The sequence below is a fragment of the Microbacterium sp. F01 genome, from assembly GCF_056156365.1.
The window spans coordinates 1,784,826-1,800,735 of sequence record NZ_CM149592.1 but is presented as its reverse complement, the minus strand read 5'-3'; the positions used below and the strand labels follow the sequence as shown (position 1 = coordinate 1,800,735).

Genomic DNA, 15,910 nt, shown 5'->3' with positions numbered 1-15,910 from the left:
GAGCCCCCATGCCTATCCCCTCCGGTCACGTCGTCGGACGCTACTTCACCCCCGACACCATGACGCCCGCCGTCGGCGAGGTCCGTTTTGAGCTCATCGCCGCTACCGGCCAGGCCGACACGACGATCGTTCCGAGAGAGGTGACGGTCGACCTTGTCGACGGCGAGCTCCCCGCCACCGTGCTCGCAACCGGCCAGTATCAAGTCAGGTTCTACCTCGTCGGCGCCGGGCTTGCCTCGTTCCCCATCGCCGTAACCACGGAACACACCGCCGAAGCCCCGCTCGACCTCGTGCTCGCGGCGCCGCTCGTGCCAACCCCTGCCGAGCGATTCATCGTCAATGAGCTCGTCCACCGCGAAGCGATCGAGGCCGCCTCGTCGGCGTCGGCGTCGGCGACCACCGCCGCCAGCGCCGAGGCTGGCGCGATCGCCGCCCGCGACGGCGCGACAGCCGCCCGTGACGCCGCCAACGTCTCAGAGGATCACGCGGCAACCGACGCCGCCCAGGCCGCCGCCGACCGAGCCGCCATCGCCGCCATGCGCGAGGACGTCCGCGCCATGCGAAACGATGTCGCCTGGAGCTACCACCCCGACGACCCCGACATCGTCGTACTCAACGTCCCCGACTCATGGATCGACGAGAACGACACACTCATCGTCCGCATGCCGGTAATGGCCCACGCCTGACCCGAAAGCCCCCTCCTGACTCAGGAGGGGGCTTTTCGTCGTTACGATGCGGCTCGGACTAGCTTGGCGTGCCGCAGTGGCACATCTCTCCGAGCACCACTCGGTGCTCTTCGACGTTCGGGCAGTTGACGAGGGATTCGACCTCGGCATCATATTCAGGGACAGCACCCATAGCGACGGTTCCTTTCGTTCAACGACCGTCTGACTTGCAGTGCTGTCTGCCCGGATACCTCCTGAATCTTCGAGGGCCAACTCCTGACCACATTAGGGGTGGGCTCCGACACCCGACCGGCGCTGCGGACACATTCGCCCGCGCCCGACCCCGCGCCGGTAGCCTCTCCCGCGTGGACAGCCTCGACGACGTACTCGACGACGTAGCCCCGCCGCGCTTGTGCCCAGCGTGCGCGCGTCCGCTCGACGTCGCGCCCCTCGCCGAGGGTTCCCTCGTGCTCGCCCTCGTGTGCGTTGAGCACGGCGAAGTGGGCCTCGGCGACCCGCACGAGACGCCCGGCGTATTTAGCTAGCCAAACCCCCCGAGGCGACGCGGCGGCGACTCTAGACTCCGCGCCATGCAGTCAGACGTCATGGAGCACATCGCCCGCCTCGCGCCATATGTGGCGCCTACCCTCACCGCTCTCGCGACCCTCGTGACAGCGATTGCCCACCTGAAACGCCGAAGGCCCCCGGCGCCGTAGCGTCGGGGGCCCTCCCGTATCGTGGGCCTTGCAGGACCGGGCATCTTCGACATGTCCGGTCCTGTCTTCAAGCGGCGACGAGTTCCAAGCTGTCGCCGTGCGCGTAGGCGTCGCGTCCGTCGAGCTCGGCGCGCACACCGACCACGATGGCCTCAAGCGTCGCCTCATCGAGCCCGAGCTCAACCGCGTCCGCGAGGAGCTCGTCCACGCCGACGAACGCCGCGAGCGCCTCATCGAGCGCATCCGCCCGCACGAGCTCGCCCGCGAGGTGCGCGGCGAGGCACTCGGCCGCGACAGCGTGGAACGCCGCCCAATGCACCGCCCGCGAACCGTGCGTCTCGGCGACCTCAGCGAATGAACCTTCCACGATGTTCCCCATTCTGGGTGCCGCCCCTCGGCACCCGCTCGGCGACCTTAACGCGACCGCGTCGTTGGAAGCAAATTAGCCCAGATCAAGCGTGTAAACGTGCGCGCATGTCTGCACGCGAGCCCCGAGGCTTGTCTTCGACGCCCGCGCACGCAAAAGCCCCCCGGCCCGAAGGCCGAGGGGGCTCCAAACTTGCGTTGTGCGGTTAGCGTCCGCCAAAGTTCTTGAAGCGCTGGTTGAACTTCTCGACACGACCGGCCGAGTCCATGATGCGCTGCTTGCCCGTGTAGAACGGGTGCGAGGCCGACGAGATCTCGACGTCGATGACGGGGTACTCGACGCCGTCGAGCTCGATCGTCTTGTCGCTGGTCACCGTCGAGCGGGTGAGGAAGGTCTCGCCCGAGCCGAGGTCACGGAACACGACGGCCTGGTAGTCCGGGTGGAGGTCAGTCTTCATGATGGTCCTTTGAGGATGGTGCCCTGGATTTTGCCAGGGCGGTCAAAGTCTGTGGTGCGAATGCACCAAAGAGAGATTCTACCAGTCTCCGGCGCGGACGCCGAACCGGCCGCCTCGGGGCTCAGTGCGCGGCGCGCGCGGCGTATCGGCCGCCCTCTTCGCTGAGGCGGATCGGAACGCCGAAGGTGTCCGTCAGGGCCTCGGCGGTGAGGGTCTCGCGGATGGGACCGGATGCCACGGCCTGGCCGTCGCGAAGCAGCAGCACGTGCGTGAATCCGATGGGGATCTCTTCGACGTGGTGGGTGACCATGATCATCGCCGGGGTCGTGGGCGCCTGCGCGTAGCCGCCCAGCAGGATGAGGAGCTCTTCGCGAGCGCCGAGGTCGAGGCTGGCCGTCGGCTCGTCGAGGAGCAGCAGCTCGGGGTCGGTCATCACGGCGCGGGCGATCTGGACGCGCTTCTGCTCGCCGTCGCTGAGCGTGCCGAACGTGCGGTCGGCGAGATGGTCGAGCTTCCACTCCGCGAGCACGCGAAGTGCGCGCCGCTCGTCGATGTCTTCGTAGTCCTCGCGCCAGCGGCCGAGCACCGAGTACGCCGCCGTCAGGACGACGTTGAGCACGGTCTCCTCCGGCGGCACGCGACGCGCCATCGCAGAGGAGGCGAACCCGATCCGGGGCCGCAGTTCGAAGACGTCGGTGCGGCCGAGGCGCTCACCGAGGATGCTCACGACGCCCGACGTGGGGTGCAGCAGCGTGTCGGCCATCTGGAGCACGGTCGTCTTGCCCGCACCGTTGGGTCCGAGGACCATCCAGCGCTCGTCGTCGTTGATCGTCCAGTTCAGGTGATCGACGATGTTCCGGGCGTTTCGGCGGACGACGACGTCGGAGAACTCGAGCACCTGGGGCATGCTGACAGCCTATCGGCCGCCGGCGACCACCTCCGCGTACAGGGCGGCCGTCTGATCGGCGATGCGCTGCCAGCTGAAGTCCTCGGTCGCGCGCTTGCGACCGGCCACGCCGTACTCGCGCGCGCGCTCCGGATCGCTCACGACCTCGGTCAGCACCCGGGCGAGGTCCGACACGTACTGCTCGGGGTCGGTCGGTGTGCCCGTGCCGTCCTGCACCTGCTCGATCGGCACCAGGCGGCCGGTGACGCCGTCGACGACGACCTCCGGGATGCCGCCGGTCGCCGTCCCGACGACAGCGGCGCCGCACGCCATAGCCTCGAGGTTCACAATGCCGAGCGGCTCGTAGACCGACGGGCAGACGAAGGTCGTCGCCGCACTCAGGATGGTGCACAGCTCGTGCCGCGACAGCATCCGATCCAGCCACACCACGCCTTCGCGGGTCTCCTGCAGCCCGCGGACGAGCCCTTCGACCTCCGCCATGATCTGCGGTGTGTCGGGCGCTCCGGCGGCGAGGATCACCTGCACGTCGGCAGGCAGGCGCTCCGCGGCGCGAAGGAAGTACGGCAGGCCCTTCTGCCGCGTGATGCGTCCGACGAAGACCACCGACGGCTTCGCCGGGTCGATTCCGAGCTCCGCCAGGAGCGCCGGATCCTCGACGGGATGCCAGGCCTCGACGTCGATGCCGTTGTAGATCACCCGCACACGGTCGGGGTCGAGCGACGGGTAGCTGCGGAGGATGTCCTCCCGCATGCCGTTGCTCACCGCGACGATCGCCGCGGCGCTCTCGTACGCCGACTTCTCGATCCAGCTCGAGACCGCGTACCCGCCGCCCAGCTGCTCCGCCTTCCACGGGCGCAGCGGCTCGAGGCTGTGCGCCGTCACGATGTGCGGGATCCCGTGCAGCAGCGACGCGAGGTGCCCGGCGAAGTTCGCGTACCAGGTGTGGCTGTGCACGACGTCGGCGCCCGCGACATCCGTCACGATCTCGAGATCCGTGCCGAGCGTCTGCACCGCGGCGTTCGCGGTGGCCAGCTCCGCCGGCACGCCGTACGACGCCGTGCCTTCCTCGTCGCGGGCGGCGCCGAAGGCGCGCACCCGGACATCGATGCTCGAGCGGAGCGCCTTCACCAGTTCGGTCACGTGGACACCAGCGCCACCATAGATCTCGGGCGGGTACTCCTTGGTCACGATGTCGACGCGCATGGCACGAAACCTAATACACGAGGACGTCCGCGTGTAGCGGGTACCCGTAATCTCCCGCCGGCCCTAGGGTGGGTGCCATGCCAGCAGCGCCCAAGGTCTTCGGAATCATCCTCGCCGGCGGCGAAGGGAAGCGGCTGATGCCGTTGACCGCGGACCGCGCCAAGCCCGCCGTCCCGTTCGGTGGGCAGTACCGGCTCATCGACTTCGCGATCTCGAACCTGATCAACTCGGGCCTCAGGCAGATCGTGGTGCTGACGCAGTACAAGTCCCACAGTCTCGACCGCCACATCTCGCAGACCTGGCGCATGTCGGCGCTCCTGGACTCCTACGTCACCTCGGTCCCCGCGCAGCAGCGCCTCGGCAAGCGCTGGTTCTCGGGATCCGCGGACGCGATCCTGCAGAGCCTCAACCTCATCAACGACGAGCAGCCCGACATCGTCGTCGTGATCGGCGCCGACCACGTCTACCGCATGGACTTCCGGCAGATGCTGTCCGCACACATCGAATCGGGCGCTCGCGCGACGGTCGCGGGGATCCGTCAACCGATCTCGCTCGCAAATCAGTTCGGCGTCATCGACGTCGACCCCGAGGACCCGGTGCGCATCCGCGAGTTCCTCGAGAAGCCGCAGAACGCCGTCGGCCTGGCCGATGCGCCCGACCAGGTGCTCGCTTCGATGGGCAACTACATCTTCGACACCGACGCGCTCATCGAGGCCGTCGAGTCCGACGGGGAGCTGCCGACGTCGAACCACGACATGGGCGGCGACATCATCCCGTACTTCGTCGACCGCGGCGAGGCCGGCGTCTACGACATGAACCGCAACGACGTGCCGGGGTCGACCGACCGCGACCGCTACTACTGGCGCGACGTGGGAACAATCGACTCGTTCTTCGACGCGCACCGCGATCTCATCTCGACGCTGCCGGTGTTCAACCTGTACAACATGGACTGGCCGATCCACTCGCAGGCGGTCAACTCCCCGCCCGCGAAGTTCGTGCGCGACTCGGTCGGCCGCATCGGCAACGCGATCGACTCGATCGTGTCGCTCGGTTCGGTGCTCTCCGGCACGCATCTCGAGCGCAGCGTGGTGGGCCCGTGGACGCTGGCCGGCGGAGGATCGACGATCACCGACTCGGTGCTGTTCGACCACGTGCAGGTCGGCGCGGGCGCCCGCGTGCACCGCGCGATCCTCGACAAGAACGTGGTCCTCGAAGACGGCGCGACTGTCGGCGTCGACCGCGACAAGGACCTCGCGCGCGGATTCACGATCACCGACAGCGGCATCACCGTCGTCGGCAAGGGGTTCCGCGTCGAGCGCTGACACACGGCGGTAGCAGCCTGTGCGTCCCGCTAGCGTGGGAGCATGCCTGTCGCCCCCGCCCGCTTCCTCGTCGTGCTCGACGCCGACTCCACGCTGATCCGCAACGAGGTCATCGAGCTCATCGCCGACGAGGCCGGACGCGGCGCTGAGGTCGCCGCGGCGACGGAGGCCGCGATGCGCGGCGAGGTCGACTTCGCGACGAGCCTGCGCTCGCGCGTCGAGGCTCTCGAGGGTGTGCCGGTGACGGCTTTCGCGCGCGTGCTCGCGCGCATCGAGCCGACGCCGGGCGTGCGTGAGCTGGTCGCTGCGGTGCACGACCGCGGCGGCGCCGTCGGCGTCGTGTCGGGCGGGTTCCACGAGATCCTCGACACCGTCGCCCCCGATCTCGGCGTCGACGTGTGGCGCGCCAACCGGCTCGCGACGAGCGACGGCGTGCTGAGCGGCACCGTCGACGGCGGAATCGTGGATGCTGCGGGCAAAGCTGCCGCCCTCCGGGAATGGGCCGACGAGCGCGGCGTGCCCCTCAGCCGAACGCTGGCGATCGGCGACGGCGCGAACGACCTCGAGATGATGGCCGTCGCCGGACTCGGCGTCGCGTTCAACGCGAAGCCCGCGGTGCGCGAGCGCGCCGACGTGGTCGTCGGCCCGGTCGACCTCGCCGAGGTCATCCCGCTGCTGCCGTAGAGCCCTCCGCCGCCCCGCTCGCGGGGTGTTCCGATGTCGGGCGCCGTCGATAGCGTCGGAGCATGCACATCATCCTCGTTCCCGGGCTGTGGCTCGACGCGTCGTCGTGGGGCGACGTCGACCCCGCTCTCGAAGCCGCCGGCCACCGCACGCACGCGCTCACCATGCCGGGGGTCGGCGCCTCCGGCACCGAGTCCGCCGGCATCGGCATCGCGGACTGGGTGGCGGCGACCGTCGCCCAGATCGACCGCCTCGACGGGCCGGTCGTCCTCGTCGGGCACTCCGGCGGCGGCAACGTCGTTTACGGCGCCGTCGATGCGCGACCCGACCGGGTCGCGCACGTCGTGTTCCTCGACACGTTCCCGCCCGGCGACGGCGGCTCGATCTCCGAGTTCCCCGTCGTCGACGGCGTGATCCCCTTCCCCGGGTGGGAGTCCTTCGACGAATCTGACGTCGCCGACCTCGATCCGCAGACGCGGGCGGATGCCGCGGCCCTGGCGAAGTCGGTGCCGGCCCAGGTGCCGACCGATCCGATCCGGCTCACGGACGAGAAGCGGCGCACGGTGCCGGCGACGATGATCACCGGAACGGTGCCGGCGGCCCAGGTCCGCGAGATCATCTCGGCGGCGCCGCCGTGGGCTGCCGAGCTCGCCGCGCTCGAGCACCTCGACATCATCGAGCTCGGTGCACCCGGAGACCCCACCGGCCACTGGCCTCAGTTCTCGCGGCCTGGCGCCGTTGCCGAGGCCATCCTGCGGGCGATCGCCTGAACGCCGACAGGCTCAGCGGCCGGACCGATCGCTGAGCCTGTCGGAGCGGGCTGAGCCTGTCGAAACCCGAAGGTCGTGGGGTCAGTGCCCCATGCCGAGGCCGCCGTCGACAGGGATCACGGCGCCGGAGATGTAGGCCGCGTCGTCCGACGAGATCCACGTCACGACACCCGCCACCTCGTCGGCGGACGCGAACCGCCCGGCGGGGATGTTCTTCTTGTACTCGGCCTGCGTCTCGTCCGAGAGCTCGGCCGTCATGTCGGTCTCGATGAAGCCGGGGGCCACGACGTTCGCAGTGATGCCGCGGGCGCCGAGCTCGCGGGTGAGCGAGCGGGCGAATCCGACCAGCGCACTCTTGGAGGCGGCGTAGTTGATCTGGCCCGCCGAGCCGTAGAGCCCGACCACGCTCGAGATCAGCACGACGCGGCCCCAACGGGCGCGCAGCATGCCCTTGGAGGCGCGCTTGACGACACGGAACGCGCCGCCGAGGTTGGTCGAGACGACGCTGTCGAAGTCGTCCTCGGTCATGCGCAGCAGGAGGGTGTCCTTCGTGATGCCGGCGTTCGCGACGACGATCTCGACCGGGCCCAGGGTGTTCTCGACCTCGGTGAACGCGGCGTCGACGGCTGCAGCATCCGTCACATCCGCCCGCACGGTGAGGGTGCCCTCGGGGCCTTCGCCGGAGCGTGCGGTGACGGCGACCTTGTAGCCCTCGGCGACGAAGCGCTCCGCGATGGCGCGGCCGATGCCGCGGTTTCCGCCGGTGACGAGGACGACGCGATCGGTGGACATGGTGGCACTCCCGGGGTTGTGACGGATCCGCACCAGCCTACCGGCGCGGTCTCGGTGGGCCCGCCTGTTTGACACCCCCGCCGCGCCGCTGGGACTCTGGTCCCAGACACCGAAGAAAGGCCTCGCCGTGAGCGACAACACCTCGCAGAACCCCGTCCCGGAGCCCGGCGCATATCCGCCGGTTCCGCCCGCCCCGTCGGCGGACGAGCCCGCCCAGCCGGCCCCCGGCGCGTACCCGCCGCCCGCTCAGGGCGCCTATCCTCCGCCGGCCTACGGCGCCCCCGCGGCCCCCGCGTACGGCGGCGCTCCCGCGTACGGCGCGGCGCCCGCCAACGGCGCGGCCCCGGCGTATGGCGCCGCGCCCGGCTACGGTTACGGCGCCCCGGCGAAGACGAACACCCTCGCGATCGTGTCGCTCATCGCATCGATCTCGAGCTTCGTGATCCTCCCGTTCATCGGCTCGATCGTGGGCGTCATCACGGGCCACATGTCGCTGAACCAGCTCAAGACGAGCGGCGAGCAGGGGCGCGGCATGGCGCTCGCCGGCACGATCGTCGGCTGGGTCGGCCTCGGGCTTTCGATCCTCGGCATCATCGCGGCGATCTTCTTCTTCGTGTTCCTCGCCGGGGTGTACGGGCAGTACGGCACGTACTCCTGAGTCGCTCCGCCCCGGGACGCGTTCCCGGGGCGATCCCGGGGTGCAACCGGCGTACCCTGGAAGTACCGTGAAGAGTTCCAGCCACGCCCCGTCGGCGACATCCCTGCCGCGTTCCCCGCGCGACGAGATCGACGCGCGTTCGACCCGGTATCTGGTCACGATGGGCATCCGCGTGGTGTGCTTCATCCTCATGGTCGTCATCACGCCGTACGGCTGGTACACCTGGGTCTTCGGCGCGGCCGCGATCTTCCTCCCCTACATCGCGGTCGTCTCCGCCAACGTCGGGCAGGAGGCACGGCGCAACCGTCGCGAGGACCCGGAGCCCGCACTTCCCGCCGCTGCATCGACCTCGCCCGCGACCGACACGCGAGTGATCCGCATCGAGGAGACCCGCGCGCTCCCGGCCGACGAGAAGCGCGCGGCCGAGACGGAGCCGGGCACCGACGACGAGGCGGATCCCACCGCATGAGCGACGCCGGACCCGACCAGGTCGCCGACGCGGTCTGCTCGCGCGCGGGATGCCGCGCCACGGCGAACTGGCGCATCGATTGGCGCAATCCGCGCATCCACTCGGAGGATCGCCGCAAGACCTGGGTCGCGTGCGACGAGCACGTGGGGTATCTCCGAGAGTTCCTGGCGGCACGCGACTTCCCGGTGGTCGTCGCCCCGCTCACCCCGACGGAGGCCGCACGATGAGCCCCCGCGCCGTCAGCATGCAGAATCTCCCGCGCGCGGGCAGATGGGCGATCTACATCGCCCTCGCCGTGGTCTTCGCCGTCGCATGCGCCTTCCTGTCGAACTGGCAGTTCACGCGCAACCAGGAGCGCTCGGGGCAGCTCGCGCTCGTCGCCGAGAACTACGACGCCACACCGGTGCCGCTGGCCGACCTCATCCCCGCCGATGGCGAGTTCTCGCCGGAGGACGAATGGCACCCGGTGATCCTCACCGGGACGTACCTCGCCGTCGAGCAGCTCCTGGTGCGCAACCGCCCCCACGGCGGCACCTCGGCCTTCGAGGTGCTCGTGCCCTTCCGCCTCGACGACGGACGCGTGCTGCTCGTCGACCGCGGCTGGGTGCCGCCGGGCCAGGATCAGCCCCTCCCCGACGCGATCCCCGCGCCCCCGACCGGCGACGCCACCGTGGTCGTGCGGCTGCGGCCAGGCGAGGCCCTGCCGTCATCAGGCCGCTCGGCGCCCGAGGGTCAGGTCCCCACGATCAACCTCGGTCTCGTCGCAGAGACGCTCTCCCCCGCCGCCGGTGAGGCCCTCGAGCCGAGCGCCTATGGCGTCGTGGTTTCGGAGGACCCGGCACCGGCGACCGCGCCGACCGCCCTCGAGCCGCCGTCGGACGACCCCGGACCCCACCTCTCCTACGCGATCCAGTGGATCCTCTTCGCCGTGATGGGTTTCGTCTTCATCGGCTACGTCATCCGCACCGAACGCCGTCATCGCCGCGAGGACGCCGAGGACGCCCGGTCGGAGGATGGCGGAACGGATGCTGCCGCCCCTGCGCCGCCGGCACCGCGCCGTCGCCGCGATCGCGACGCCGAGGACGAAGACGCCCTGCTCGACGCCGCCGGCCGCTGAAACGTCGTCCGAACCCGCCTACGCGAGCGTGACCAAGTCGGCGTAGTCGCGACCCCAGATGTCTTCGACGCCGTCGGGGAGGATGAGCACGCGCTCGGGGTTGAGGGCCTCGACGGCACCCTCGTCGTGCGAGACGAGCACGACGGCCCCCTCATAATGCGCGAGCGCGCCGAGGATCTCTTCGCGCGAGGCGGGGTCGAGGTTGTTCGTGGGCTCGTCGAGCAGCAGCATGTTCGCCGACGACACGACCAGCGTCGCGAGCGACAGTCGCGTCTTCTCCCCGCCGGAGAGCACCCCGGCCGGCTTCAGCACGTCGTCACCGGTGAACAGGAACGACCCGAGCACCTTGCGCGCCTCGGTAGCCGTGATGTTCGGCGCCGCCGACATCATGTTGTCGAGCACCGAGCGCGAGACGTCGAGGTTCTCGTGCTCCTGCGCGTAGTAGCCGATCTTGAGGCCGTGGCCCGGCTCGAGCTGACCGGTGTCGGGCTGGTCGACGCCGGCGAGGATGCGCAGCAGGGTGGTCTTTCCGGCACCGTTCAGGCCCAGGATGACGACCTTGGAACCGCGGTCGATCGCGAGGTCGACGTCCGTGAAGATCTCCAGCGAGCCGTACGACTTCGACAGGCCCGACGCCATGAGCGGGGTCTTGCCGCAGGGTGCGGGCTTCGGGAAGCGCAGCTTCGCGACGCGCTCCTCCTGGCGCACTTCGTCGAGGCCCGCGAGCATCTTCTCGGCGCGAGCCACCATCTGGTGCGCGGCGGCCGCCTTGGAGGCCTTGGCGCCGAACCGGGCCGCCTGCTGCTGCAGCACGGTGGCCTTCTTCTCGACGTTGGCGCGCTCCTTCTTGCGGCGCTCCTCGTCGGCCACCCGCTGGCGCAGGTAGTTCTTCCAGTTCATGTTGTAGACGTCGATGACCTGGCGGTTCGCATCGAGGTAGAAGACGCGGTTCACGGTCTCGCCGACGAGCTCGACGTCGTGCGAGATGACGATGAGCCCGCCCTTGTAGCCCTTGAGGAACTCGCGCAGCCACACGACGCTGTCGGCGTCGAGGTGGTTGGTCGGCTCATCGAGGATCATCGTCTGCGCATCCGAGAAGAGGATGCGCGCGAGCTCGATGCGCCGGCGCTGACCGCCCGACAGGGTCTTGAGCGGCTGGTCGAGGATGCGGTCGGGCAGCGAGAGGTTGTGGGCGATGGACGCCGCCTCGGCCTCCGCCGCGTAGCCGCCGAGCGCCTCGAAGCGCTCGGTGAGGTTCGCGTACTTGCGCATCGCCTTCGCGGCGACGGCCTCGTCGGCATCGCCCATGGCGAGGGATGCCTCGTGCATGCCGATCGCGAGCGTGCCGAGCCCGCGGGCGTCGAGGATGCGGGTGCGCGCGAGCATCTCGGGATCCCCGGAGCGCGGGTCCTGCGGCAGGTAACCCAGCTCGCCGGAGCGCTCGACCTTGCCGTCGGCGGGGATGAGATCGCCCGCGAGAACCTTCGTCAGCGTCGTCTTGCCGGCGCCGTTGCGGCCGACGAGACCGATCTTGTCGCCGTCCGAGACGCGGAAGGAGACGTCCGACATGAGCACGCGGGCGCCCACGCGGATCTCGAGGTCGTGCACGGCGAGCACAGCGGAAGTCCGATCCGTCGATGGAGATGGGGAGGTGGCCGAACGGCCAGCCTCCCAGTATACGGGGCGCCCCTCCCCCGGATTCGACCGAATACCTCTGCAGAGGGATCCGGGTCGATACCGCAGAGGGATGCCGCGGCAGGTACCCCGCGCATACCGTTCCGGGGTGGATCTCATCTCCGATCTCGTGCTCCAGGCCGTCGAGTCGCCGTGGCTGTATCTCGCGATGTTCGCCGTGGCGGTGATCGACGGCTTCTTCCCGCCGGTGCCGAGCGAGACGCTGCTGGTCGCAGCGGCGGCGGTCGCGGCATCCACCGGCGATCCTCACCTTGTCGCGCTGGGCGTCGCGGCGGCGGCAGGAGCCGTCGTCGGAGACAACATCGCCTTCGCGATCGGCCGGCGAACCGGCACGACGAGATTCGCGTGGATGCGACGACCGCGGGTGGCGAGAGCCTTCGCGCAGGCAGGCGGCGCGCTCGAGCGACGCGGGGCTGCACTCATCCTGGGCGCGCGCTTCATCCCGGTCGGGCGCGTGGCCGTCAACGTCTCGGCCGGTGCCCTGGCCTACCCGTGGCGGCGGTTCGCCGCGTTGGCCGTGGCGGCGGGTGGCTGCTGGGCTGCCTACAGCATCGCGATCGGGCTGCTGGCGGGTGCCTGGCTGGAGGACCAGCCGCTGTTGAGCGCGGGGCTCGGGGTCGTGGTGGCGATCGGGCTCGGGCTCGTCCTCGACCGCGTCGTCGCCCTGCGCTCCCGCCGCGCCGCACTCACCCCCGATGGGACCGCCTCGCGGCTGACAGGATGACATCGTGCGCGACACCTCCTCGCCCGCGGGCGTTTCGTCTCGCCCGCGGCGCCGCCTGAACGTCCGGACGGCGGCGTTCGGCGCGCTGACGCTGACGGCCGTCGCGCTGTTCTCCGTGCTCGTTCCCGTGCTCATCACGCTCTATCGTCAGCCGGCGGCCTTCGCGTTCCTGTTCGGGGCACTCGCCTGCGCTGCGCCGGTGCTGGCGGTGCGGTTCCCCCGCTGGGCGACCGCGCTCTTCGTCGCCTCGGCGATCGCGCTGCCCCTTCCGGTCGGCGCGCTCGAGGGCGAGCAGTGGCCCTGGCCGTGGTCGGTACCCGCGATGCTCGCGCTCATCCTCTTCGTCGGCGTGCTCGCGATCGTCCACGGGTGGCGCCTCGCCGTGATGGCCTGGATCCTCTCCGTCGCCGGAACCCTCGCGGTGGCCTTCGTGATGTCGGGCGCCTATCCGCTGGTCGCCGCCATCGTCAACCTGGTCATCGTCACGTCGGTGTCGGGCGCCGCCCTGCTGGTCGCCGTCCTCGTGGCCAGTCGGCTGCGTGTCGGTGCCGAGCTCACGCGCGAGCGCGAGCTGGCGGCCCTCGAGCAGTCGCGGCGCGTCCTCGTCGAGGAGCGCACGCGCATCGCCCGGGAGCTGCACGACGTGGTCGCGCACGGGATGTCACTCATCCAGGTGCAGGCGTCCACCGCGCGCTACCGTGTGCCGGGTCTGCCCGACCAGGCGATCCACGAGTTCGACGACATCGCCCGCACCGCGCGGGACGGGCTGACCGAGATGCGTCGCCTGCTCGGCGTGCTGCGCACCGACGATCAGCAGCAGGCGCTGGCCCCGCAGCAGGGGATCCGCGACATCCCCGAGCTCGTCCAGACAGTGCGCCGAGCGGGCGCCGACGTCGAGGCATCCCTTGCGCCGATACCGGACGCGGTGCCGGCCGCGGTGGACGTCGCGGCGTTCCGCATCGTGCAGGAAGCGCTGAGCAACGCTGTGCGGCACGCCCCGCACGCCCGCATCGAGCTCACCGTGGAGACGGATGCCGCGGCCGTGCGTCTGATGGTCACCAACGGGTCGTGGGGCGAGGCCGAGCGCGGTGCGTCGGAGCGGGGTCACGGGCTCCTCGGCATGCGCGAGCGCGCCGCGCTCGTGGGCGGCACGGTGAGCGCCGGGCCGGACGCGGACGGCGGCTGGACGGTTCGGGCCGTCCTCCCGCTCACGGGACCTGTCCCGGCGGCACCCCCGGCCCGGATCGACGGAGGCTCACCATGACCATCAACGTGCTCGTCGCCGACGACCAGGCCATGGTGCGCGCCGGCTTCGCGGCGCTCCTGGACGCGCAGGAGGATGTCCGCGTCGTCGGCCAGGCCGCCGACGGCGCCGAGGCCGTCGCCCTGTCTGCGCGGCTGAACCCCGACGTCGTGCTGATGGACGTGCGCATGCCGGAGCTCGACGGCATCGCCGCGACACGCCGCATCCTGGGGCCGACCTACCCCGCCGCGCACGTCCCGCGCATCCTCATGCTCACCACGTTCGACATCGACGACTACGTATACGATGCGCTCGAAGCAGGGGCGAGCGGGTTCCTCCTGAAGGATGCGCTCCCCGAGGACCTCGTCCACGCGGTGCGTGTCGTCGCGGCGGGAGACGCGCTCCTCGCGCCGAGCGTGACGCGACGGATGATCGAGCACTTCGCGGCACGGCGGCCGCGAGCAGGGCGGGCCGCCGCCGTGCTGGGCGAGCTCACGGAGCGCGAGCGCGAAGTCCTCACCCTCATCGGCCAGGGCCGCTCCAACGCCGAGATCGCCGGCGACCTGTTCATCTCGGAGCAGACGGTCAAGACGCACGTCGGCAAGGTGCTCGCCAAGCTCGGCGCGCGCGACCGCGTACAGGCGGTGATCTTCGCGTACGACGCGGGTCTGGTCGAGCCTGCCGGCTGATCCCCCCGCGGGGTGAGGCCACGACGGCACCGCGGAGCGATGCGGCTCCGCACACCGCCTTTCTAGCCTTCACGGGACGCACCCCGAGGAGGCCATCATGACCATCGTCCGCACCGCCACGACGGCACCGTCCCCGACCGGTTCCGTGGGCAGAGACCGCGCGATCGACCTCGTCCGCGCCGGCTGCATCGCCGGTGTGGTGCTGCTCCACGCGATGATGGTCGGCGTCGCCGTGACCGACGCCGGTCCTTCCTTCGTCAATGCGAGCGACGGCACCGCCTGGATCGTGCCTCTCAGCTGGCTGCTTCAGGTGATGCCGCTGTTCTTCGTGATCGGCGGATTCTCCGGCGCGACCGCGCTGCGCCGCGCACGGCACCGCGGACAGGACGGCGTGGACTTCGTCGCAGGGCGCATCCAGCGTCTGTTGCTGCCTGCGCTGGTCACCATCGGAACCGTGGGTGCGCTGCTCGCACTGCTCGCGGTCGTGGGCACTCCGCCGGACCTGGTCGCCCTGGCGGGGTTCCGGTACGCGCAGCCGCTGTGGTTCCTCGGCGTCTTCCTCGTCTGCCAGGCCCTGCTGCCGGTGTTCCTGCGCCTGCACGAGATCGCCCCCTTGCGGACCATCGCGGCGCTCGCCGCGGCTGCGGTTGTCGTCGACGCGGTCCGTCTGGGCACGGGCATCGGAGCGTTCGGGTTCGCGAACCTCGCGTTCGTCTGGCTCGCGCTGCAGCAGCTCGGGTTCTTCATGGCCGATGGCCGCATCGACGCGCTTTCGCGACGCACCCGCATCCTGAGCGCCGCCACGGCGGTCATCGCGCTCGCGGTCTCGTTCGTCACCGGAGTGCATTCGCCGGATCTCGTGGCGAACATCAATCCGCCGACGACGGCGTTGCTGCTGGTGGGCATCGCGCACACGGCGCTGTTCTCCCTCCTCCGGGGCAGACTGGAGCGGCTCGCCGCCCGCGCCGTGCCCGCGCGGCTCATCGACGTCGTCACGCCGCGCGCGATGACCGTCTACCTGTGGCACATGCCGGTCCTCCTCTGCCTCGCCGGTCTCACGGCAGCCGGCGCGATGATCACCGCGCTGCCGCTCCCCGCGATCGACGGCGCATGGTGGTGGCTCACACGACCGGCCTGGCTGGCACTGGCAGTCACGGCGACGGCGATCGTCGCGTGGCCGCTCGCCCGCATCGAGACGATCCCGTCGCCGCGGGGTACGCGCTCCCGTGGGCGACTCGGTCTTGCAACGGCGGCCGGCACGACGGCCGTCGCCGTCCTGCTGATGGCTGGAACGAGCGTGGTCACCGCCGCGGTCGCCGTCGCGCTCCTCGTCGCCGCGCTCCGGCTGGCATCGCGTCGCATGACGTGACCGATTGGCGATCTGGGAAAACGCTGGGTAAGGTTGGCCTTACTCGACCGCCCTAAGGGCATC

Annotated in this window: 19 protein-coding genes; 13 read left to right on the top strand and 6 right to left on the bottom strand. The window is 70.4% G+C overall.

Features of this window, described 5'->3' with window-relative positions; all coding sequences use genetic code 11:
* Positions 1-8 precede the first annotated feature (8 nt).
* Both ACVN90_RS08095 and ACVN90_RS08090 read left to right on the top strand, forming a co-directional pair.
* Positions 9-686, top strand: a complete 678-nt coding sequence (locus ACVN90_RS08095) for a hypothetical protein (protein ID WP_475101626.1) — start codon at positions 9-11, stop codon at positions 684-686.
* Positions 687-1,030: 344 nt separating this feature from the next.
* Positions 1,031-1,210: a hypothetical protein gene (locus ACVN90_RS08090; protein WP_475101625.1), complete on the top strand. Its 180-nt coding sequence runs from the start codon at positions 1,031-1,033 to the stop codon at positions 1,208-1,210.
* A 238-nt stretch (positions 1,211-1,448) separates the two neighbouring features.
* Here ACVN90_RS08090 and ACVN90_RS08085 read toward each other — a convergent pair whose 3' ends face one another.
* The 4 genes from ACVN90_RS08085 to glgA all read right to left on the bottom strand — a co-directional run bounded on the left by ACVN90_RS08085 (position 1,449) and on the right by glgA (position 4,315).
* Positions 1,449-1,748 (bottom strand): hypothetical protein, encoded by a 300-nt coding sequence (locus ACVN90_RS08085; RefSeq protein WP_475101624.1) that lies wholly within the window; start codon positions 1,746-1,748, stop codon positions 1,449-1,451.
* Between the two features lie 205 nt (positions 1,749-1,953).
* Positions 1,954-2,205, bottom strand: a complete 252-nt coding sequence (locus ACVN90_RS08080; protein ID WP_475101623.1) for a type B 50S ribosomal protein L31 — start codon at positions 2,203-2,205, stop codon at positions 1,954-1,956.
* Between the two features lie 121 nt (positions 2,206-2,326).
* The gene (locus ACVN90_RS08075) at positions 2,327-3,112 is read right to left on the bottom strand and encodes an ABC transporter ATP-binding protein (RefSeq protein WP_475101622.1); all 786 of its coding nucleotides are present in this window, start codon (positions 3,110-3,112) and stop codon (positions 2,327-2,329) included.
* 9 nt (positions 3,113-3,121) lie between these two features.
* Positions 3,122-4,315: a glycogen synthase gene (gene glgA, locus ACVN90_RS08070; protein ID WP_475101621.1), complete on the bottom strand. Its 1,194-nt coding sequence runs from the start codon at positions 4,313-4,315 to the stop codon at positions 3,122-3,124.
* Between the two features lie 77 nt (positions 4,316-4,392).
* Here glgA and ACVN90_RS08065 point away from each other — a divergent pair, with 77 nt between their 5' ends.
* From ACVN90_RS08065 to ACVN90_RS08055, 3 genes are all read left to right on the top strand, one after another.
* Positions 4,393-5,637: a glucose-1-phosphate adenylyltransferase gene (locus tag ACVN90_RS08065; protein ID WP_475101620.1), complete on the top strand. Its 1,245-nt coding sequence runs from the start codon at positions 4,393-4,395 to the stop codon at positions 5,635-5,637.
* 42 nt (positions 5,638-5,679) lie between these two features.
* Complete coding sequence (gene serB / locus ACVN90_RS08060) at positions 5,680-6,321, top strand: phosphoserine phosphatase SerB (RefSeq protein ID WP_475101619.1); 642 nt, start codon at positions 5,680-5,682, stop codon at positions 6,319-6,321.
* Between the two features lie 62 nt (positions 6,322-6,383).
* Positions 6,384-7,091: an alpha/beta fold hydrolase gene (locus tag ACVN90_RS08055; protein ID WP_475101618.1), complete on the top strand. Its 708-nt coding sequence runs from the start codon at positions 6,384-6,386 to the stop codon at positions 7,089-7,091.
* An 81-nt stretch (positions 7,092-7,172) separates the two neighbouring features.
* Here ACVN90_RS08055 and fabG read toward each other — a convergent pair whose 3' ends face one another.
* A complete protein-coding gene (gene fabG / locus ACVN90_RS08050) occupies positions 7,173-7,883 on the bottom strand; it encodes a 3-oxoacyl-ACP reductase FabG (protein ID WP_475101617.1) in 711 nt (236 codons plus the stop codon).
* A 127-nt stretch (positions 7,884-8,010) separates the two neighbouring features.
* On the opposite strand from fabG, the gene ACVN90_RS08045 reads away from it, so the two are divergent.
* The 4 genes from ACVN90_RS08045 (at position 8,011) to ACVN90_RS08030 (ending at position 10,127) form a co-directional block, all read left to right on the top strand.
* Positions 8,011-8,541 carry a DUF4190 domain-containing protein gene (locus tag ACVN90_RS08045; protein ID WP_475101616.1) on the top strand — a complete coding sequence of 177 codons (531 nt, stop codon included), beginning with the start codon at positions 8,011-8,013 and terminating at the stop codon, positions 8,539-8,541.
* A 67-nt stretch (positions 8,542-8,608) separates the two neighbouring features.
* The gene (locus ACVN90_RS08040; RefSeq protein ID WP_475101615.1) at positions 8,609-9,010 is read left to right on the top strand and encodes a DUF3099 domain-containing protein; all 402 of its coding nucleotides are present in this window, start codon (positions 8,609-8,611) and stop codon (positions 9,008-9,010) included.
* Positions 9,007-9,237, top strand: coding sequence for a hypothetical protein (locus ACVN90_RS08035; RefSeq protein WP_475101613.1), 231 nt, complete (start codon positions 9,007-9,009; stop codon positions 9,235-9,237). The genes ACVN90_RS08040 and ACVN90_RS08035 overlap by 4 nt, the downstream gene beginning before the upstream one ends.
* Positions 9,234-10,127 (top strand): SURF1 family cytochrome oxidase biogenesis protein, encoded by an 894-nt coding sequence (locus ACVN90_RS08030; RefSeq protein ID WP_475101611.1) that lies wholly within the window; start codon positions 9,234-9,236, stop codon positions 10,125-10,127. Before ACVN90_RS08035 ends, ACVN90_RS08030 begins: the two co-directional genes overlap by 4 nt.
* A gap of 18 nt (positions 10,128-10,145) precedes the next feature.
* On the opposite strand, the gene ACVN90_RS08025 is transcribed toward ACVN90_RS08030, so the two are convergent.
* Complete coding sequence (locus ACVN90_RS08025) at positions 10,146-11,744, bottom strand: ABC-F family ATP-binding cassette domain-containing protein (RefSeq protein WP_374977898.1); 1,599 nt, start codon at positions 11,742-11,744, stop codon at positions 10,146-10,148.
* A gap of 166 nt (positions 11,745-11,910) precedes the next feature.
* Here ACVN90_RS08025 and ACVN90_RS08020 point away from each other — a divergent pair, with 166 nt between their 5' ends.
* From ACVN90_RS08020 to ACVN90_RS08005, 4 genes are all read left to right on the top strand, one after another.
* Complete coding sequence (locus tag ACVN90_RS08020; RefSeq protein WP_475101608.1) at positions 11,911-12,546, top strand: DedA family protein; 636 nt, start codon at positions 11,911-11,913, stop codon at positions 12,544-12,546.
* A 4-nt stretch (positions 12,547-12,550) separates the two neighbouring features.
* Positions 12,551-13,810 carry a sensor histidine kinase gene (locus ACVN90_RS08015; RefSeq protein WP_475101606.1) on the top strand — a complete coding sequence of 420 codons (1,260 nt, stop codon included), beginning with the start codon at positions 12,551-12,553 and terminating at the stop codon, positions 13,808-13,810.
* On the top strand, positions 13,807-14,478 hold the full coding sequence (locus ACVN90_RS08010; RefSeq protein ID WP_475101604.1) for a response regulator: 672 nt from the start codon (positions 13,807-13,809) through the stop codon (positions 14,476-14,478). The genes ACVN90_RS08015 and ACVN90_RS08010 overlap by 4 nt, the downstream gene beginning before the upstream one ends.
* A gap of 97 nt (positions 14,479-14,575) precedes the next feature.
* Positions 14,576-15,847 (top strand): acyltransferase family protein, encoded by a 1,272-nt coding sequence (locus tag ACVN90_RS08005; RefSeq protein ID WP_475101602.1) that lies wholly within the window; start codon positions 14,576-14,578, stop codon positions 15,845-15,847.
* Positions 15,848-15,910 lie beyond the last annotated feature (63 nt).

Excerpts from the sequence above, each read along its gene's own strand:
- ACVN90_RS08080 (WP_475101623.1), bottom strand. The coding sequence starts at position 2,205 with ATGAAGACTGACCTCCACCCGGACTACCAGGCCGTCGTGTTCCGTGAC.
- ACVN90_RS08055 (WP_475101618.1), top strand. The coding sequence starts at position 6,384 with ATGCACATCATCCTCGTTCCCGGGCTGTGGCTCGACGCGTCGTCGTGG.
- fabG (WP_475101617.1), bottom strand. The coding sequence starts at position 7,883 with ATGTCCACCGATCGCGTCGTCCTCGTCACCGGCGGAAACCGCGGCATC.
- ACVN90_RS08005 (WP_475101602.1), top strand. The coding sequence starts at position 14,576 with ATGACCATCGTCCGCACCGCCACGACGGCACCGTCCCCGACCGGTTCC.
- ACVN90_RS08035 (WP_475101613.1), top strand. The coding sequence starts at position 9,007 with ATGAGCGACGCCGGACCCGACCAGGTCGCCGACGCGGTCTGCTCGCGC.
- ACVN90_RS08030 (WP_475101611.1), top strand. The coding sequence starts at position 9,234 with ATGAGCCCCCGCGCCGTCAGCATGCAGAATCTCCCGCGCGCGGGCAGA.
- ACVN90_RS08075 (WP_475101622.1), bottom strand. The coding sequence starts at position 3,112 with ATGCCCCAGGTGCTCGAGTTCTCCGACGTCGTCGTCCGCCGAAACGCC.
- serB (WP_475101619.1), top strand. The coding sequence starts at position 5,680 with ATGCCTGTCGCCCCCGCCCGCTTCCTCGTCGTGCTCGACGCCGACTCC.
- ACVN90_RS08065 (WP_475101620.1), top strand. The coding sequence starts at position 4,393 with ATGCCAGCAGCGCCCAAGGTCTTCGGAATCATCCTCGCCGGCGGCGAA.
- ACVN90_RS08095 (WP_475101626.1), top strand. The coding sequence starts at position 9 with ATGCCTATCCCCTCCGGTCACGTCGTCGGACGCTACTTCACCCCCGAC.
- glgA (WP_475101621.1), bottom strand. The coding sequence starts at position 4,315 with ATGCGCGTCGACATCGTGACCAAGGAGTACCCGCCCGAGATCTATGGT.
- ACVN90_RS08010 (WP_475101604.1), top strand. The coding sequence starts at position 13,807 with ATGACCATCAACGTGCTCGTCGCCGACGACCAGGCCATGGTGCGCGCC.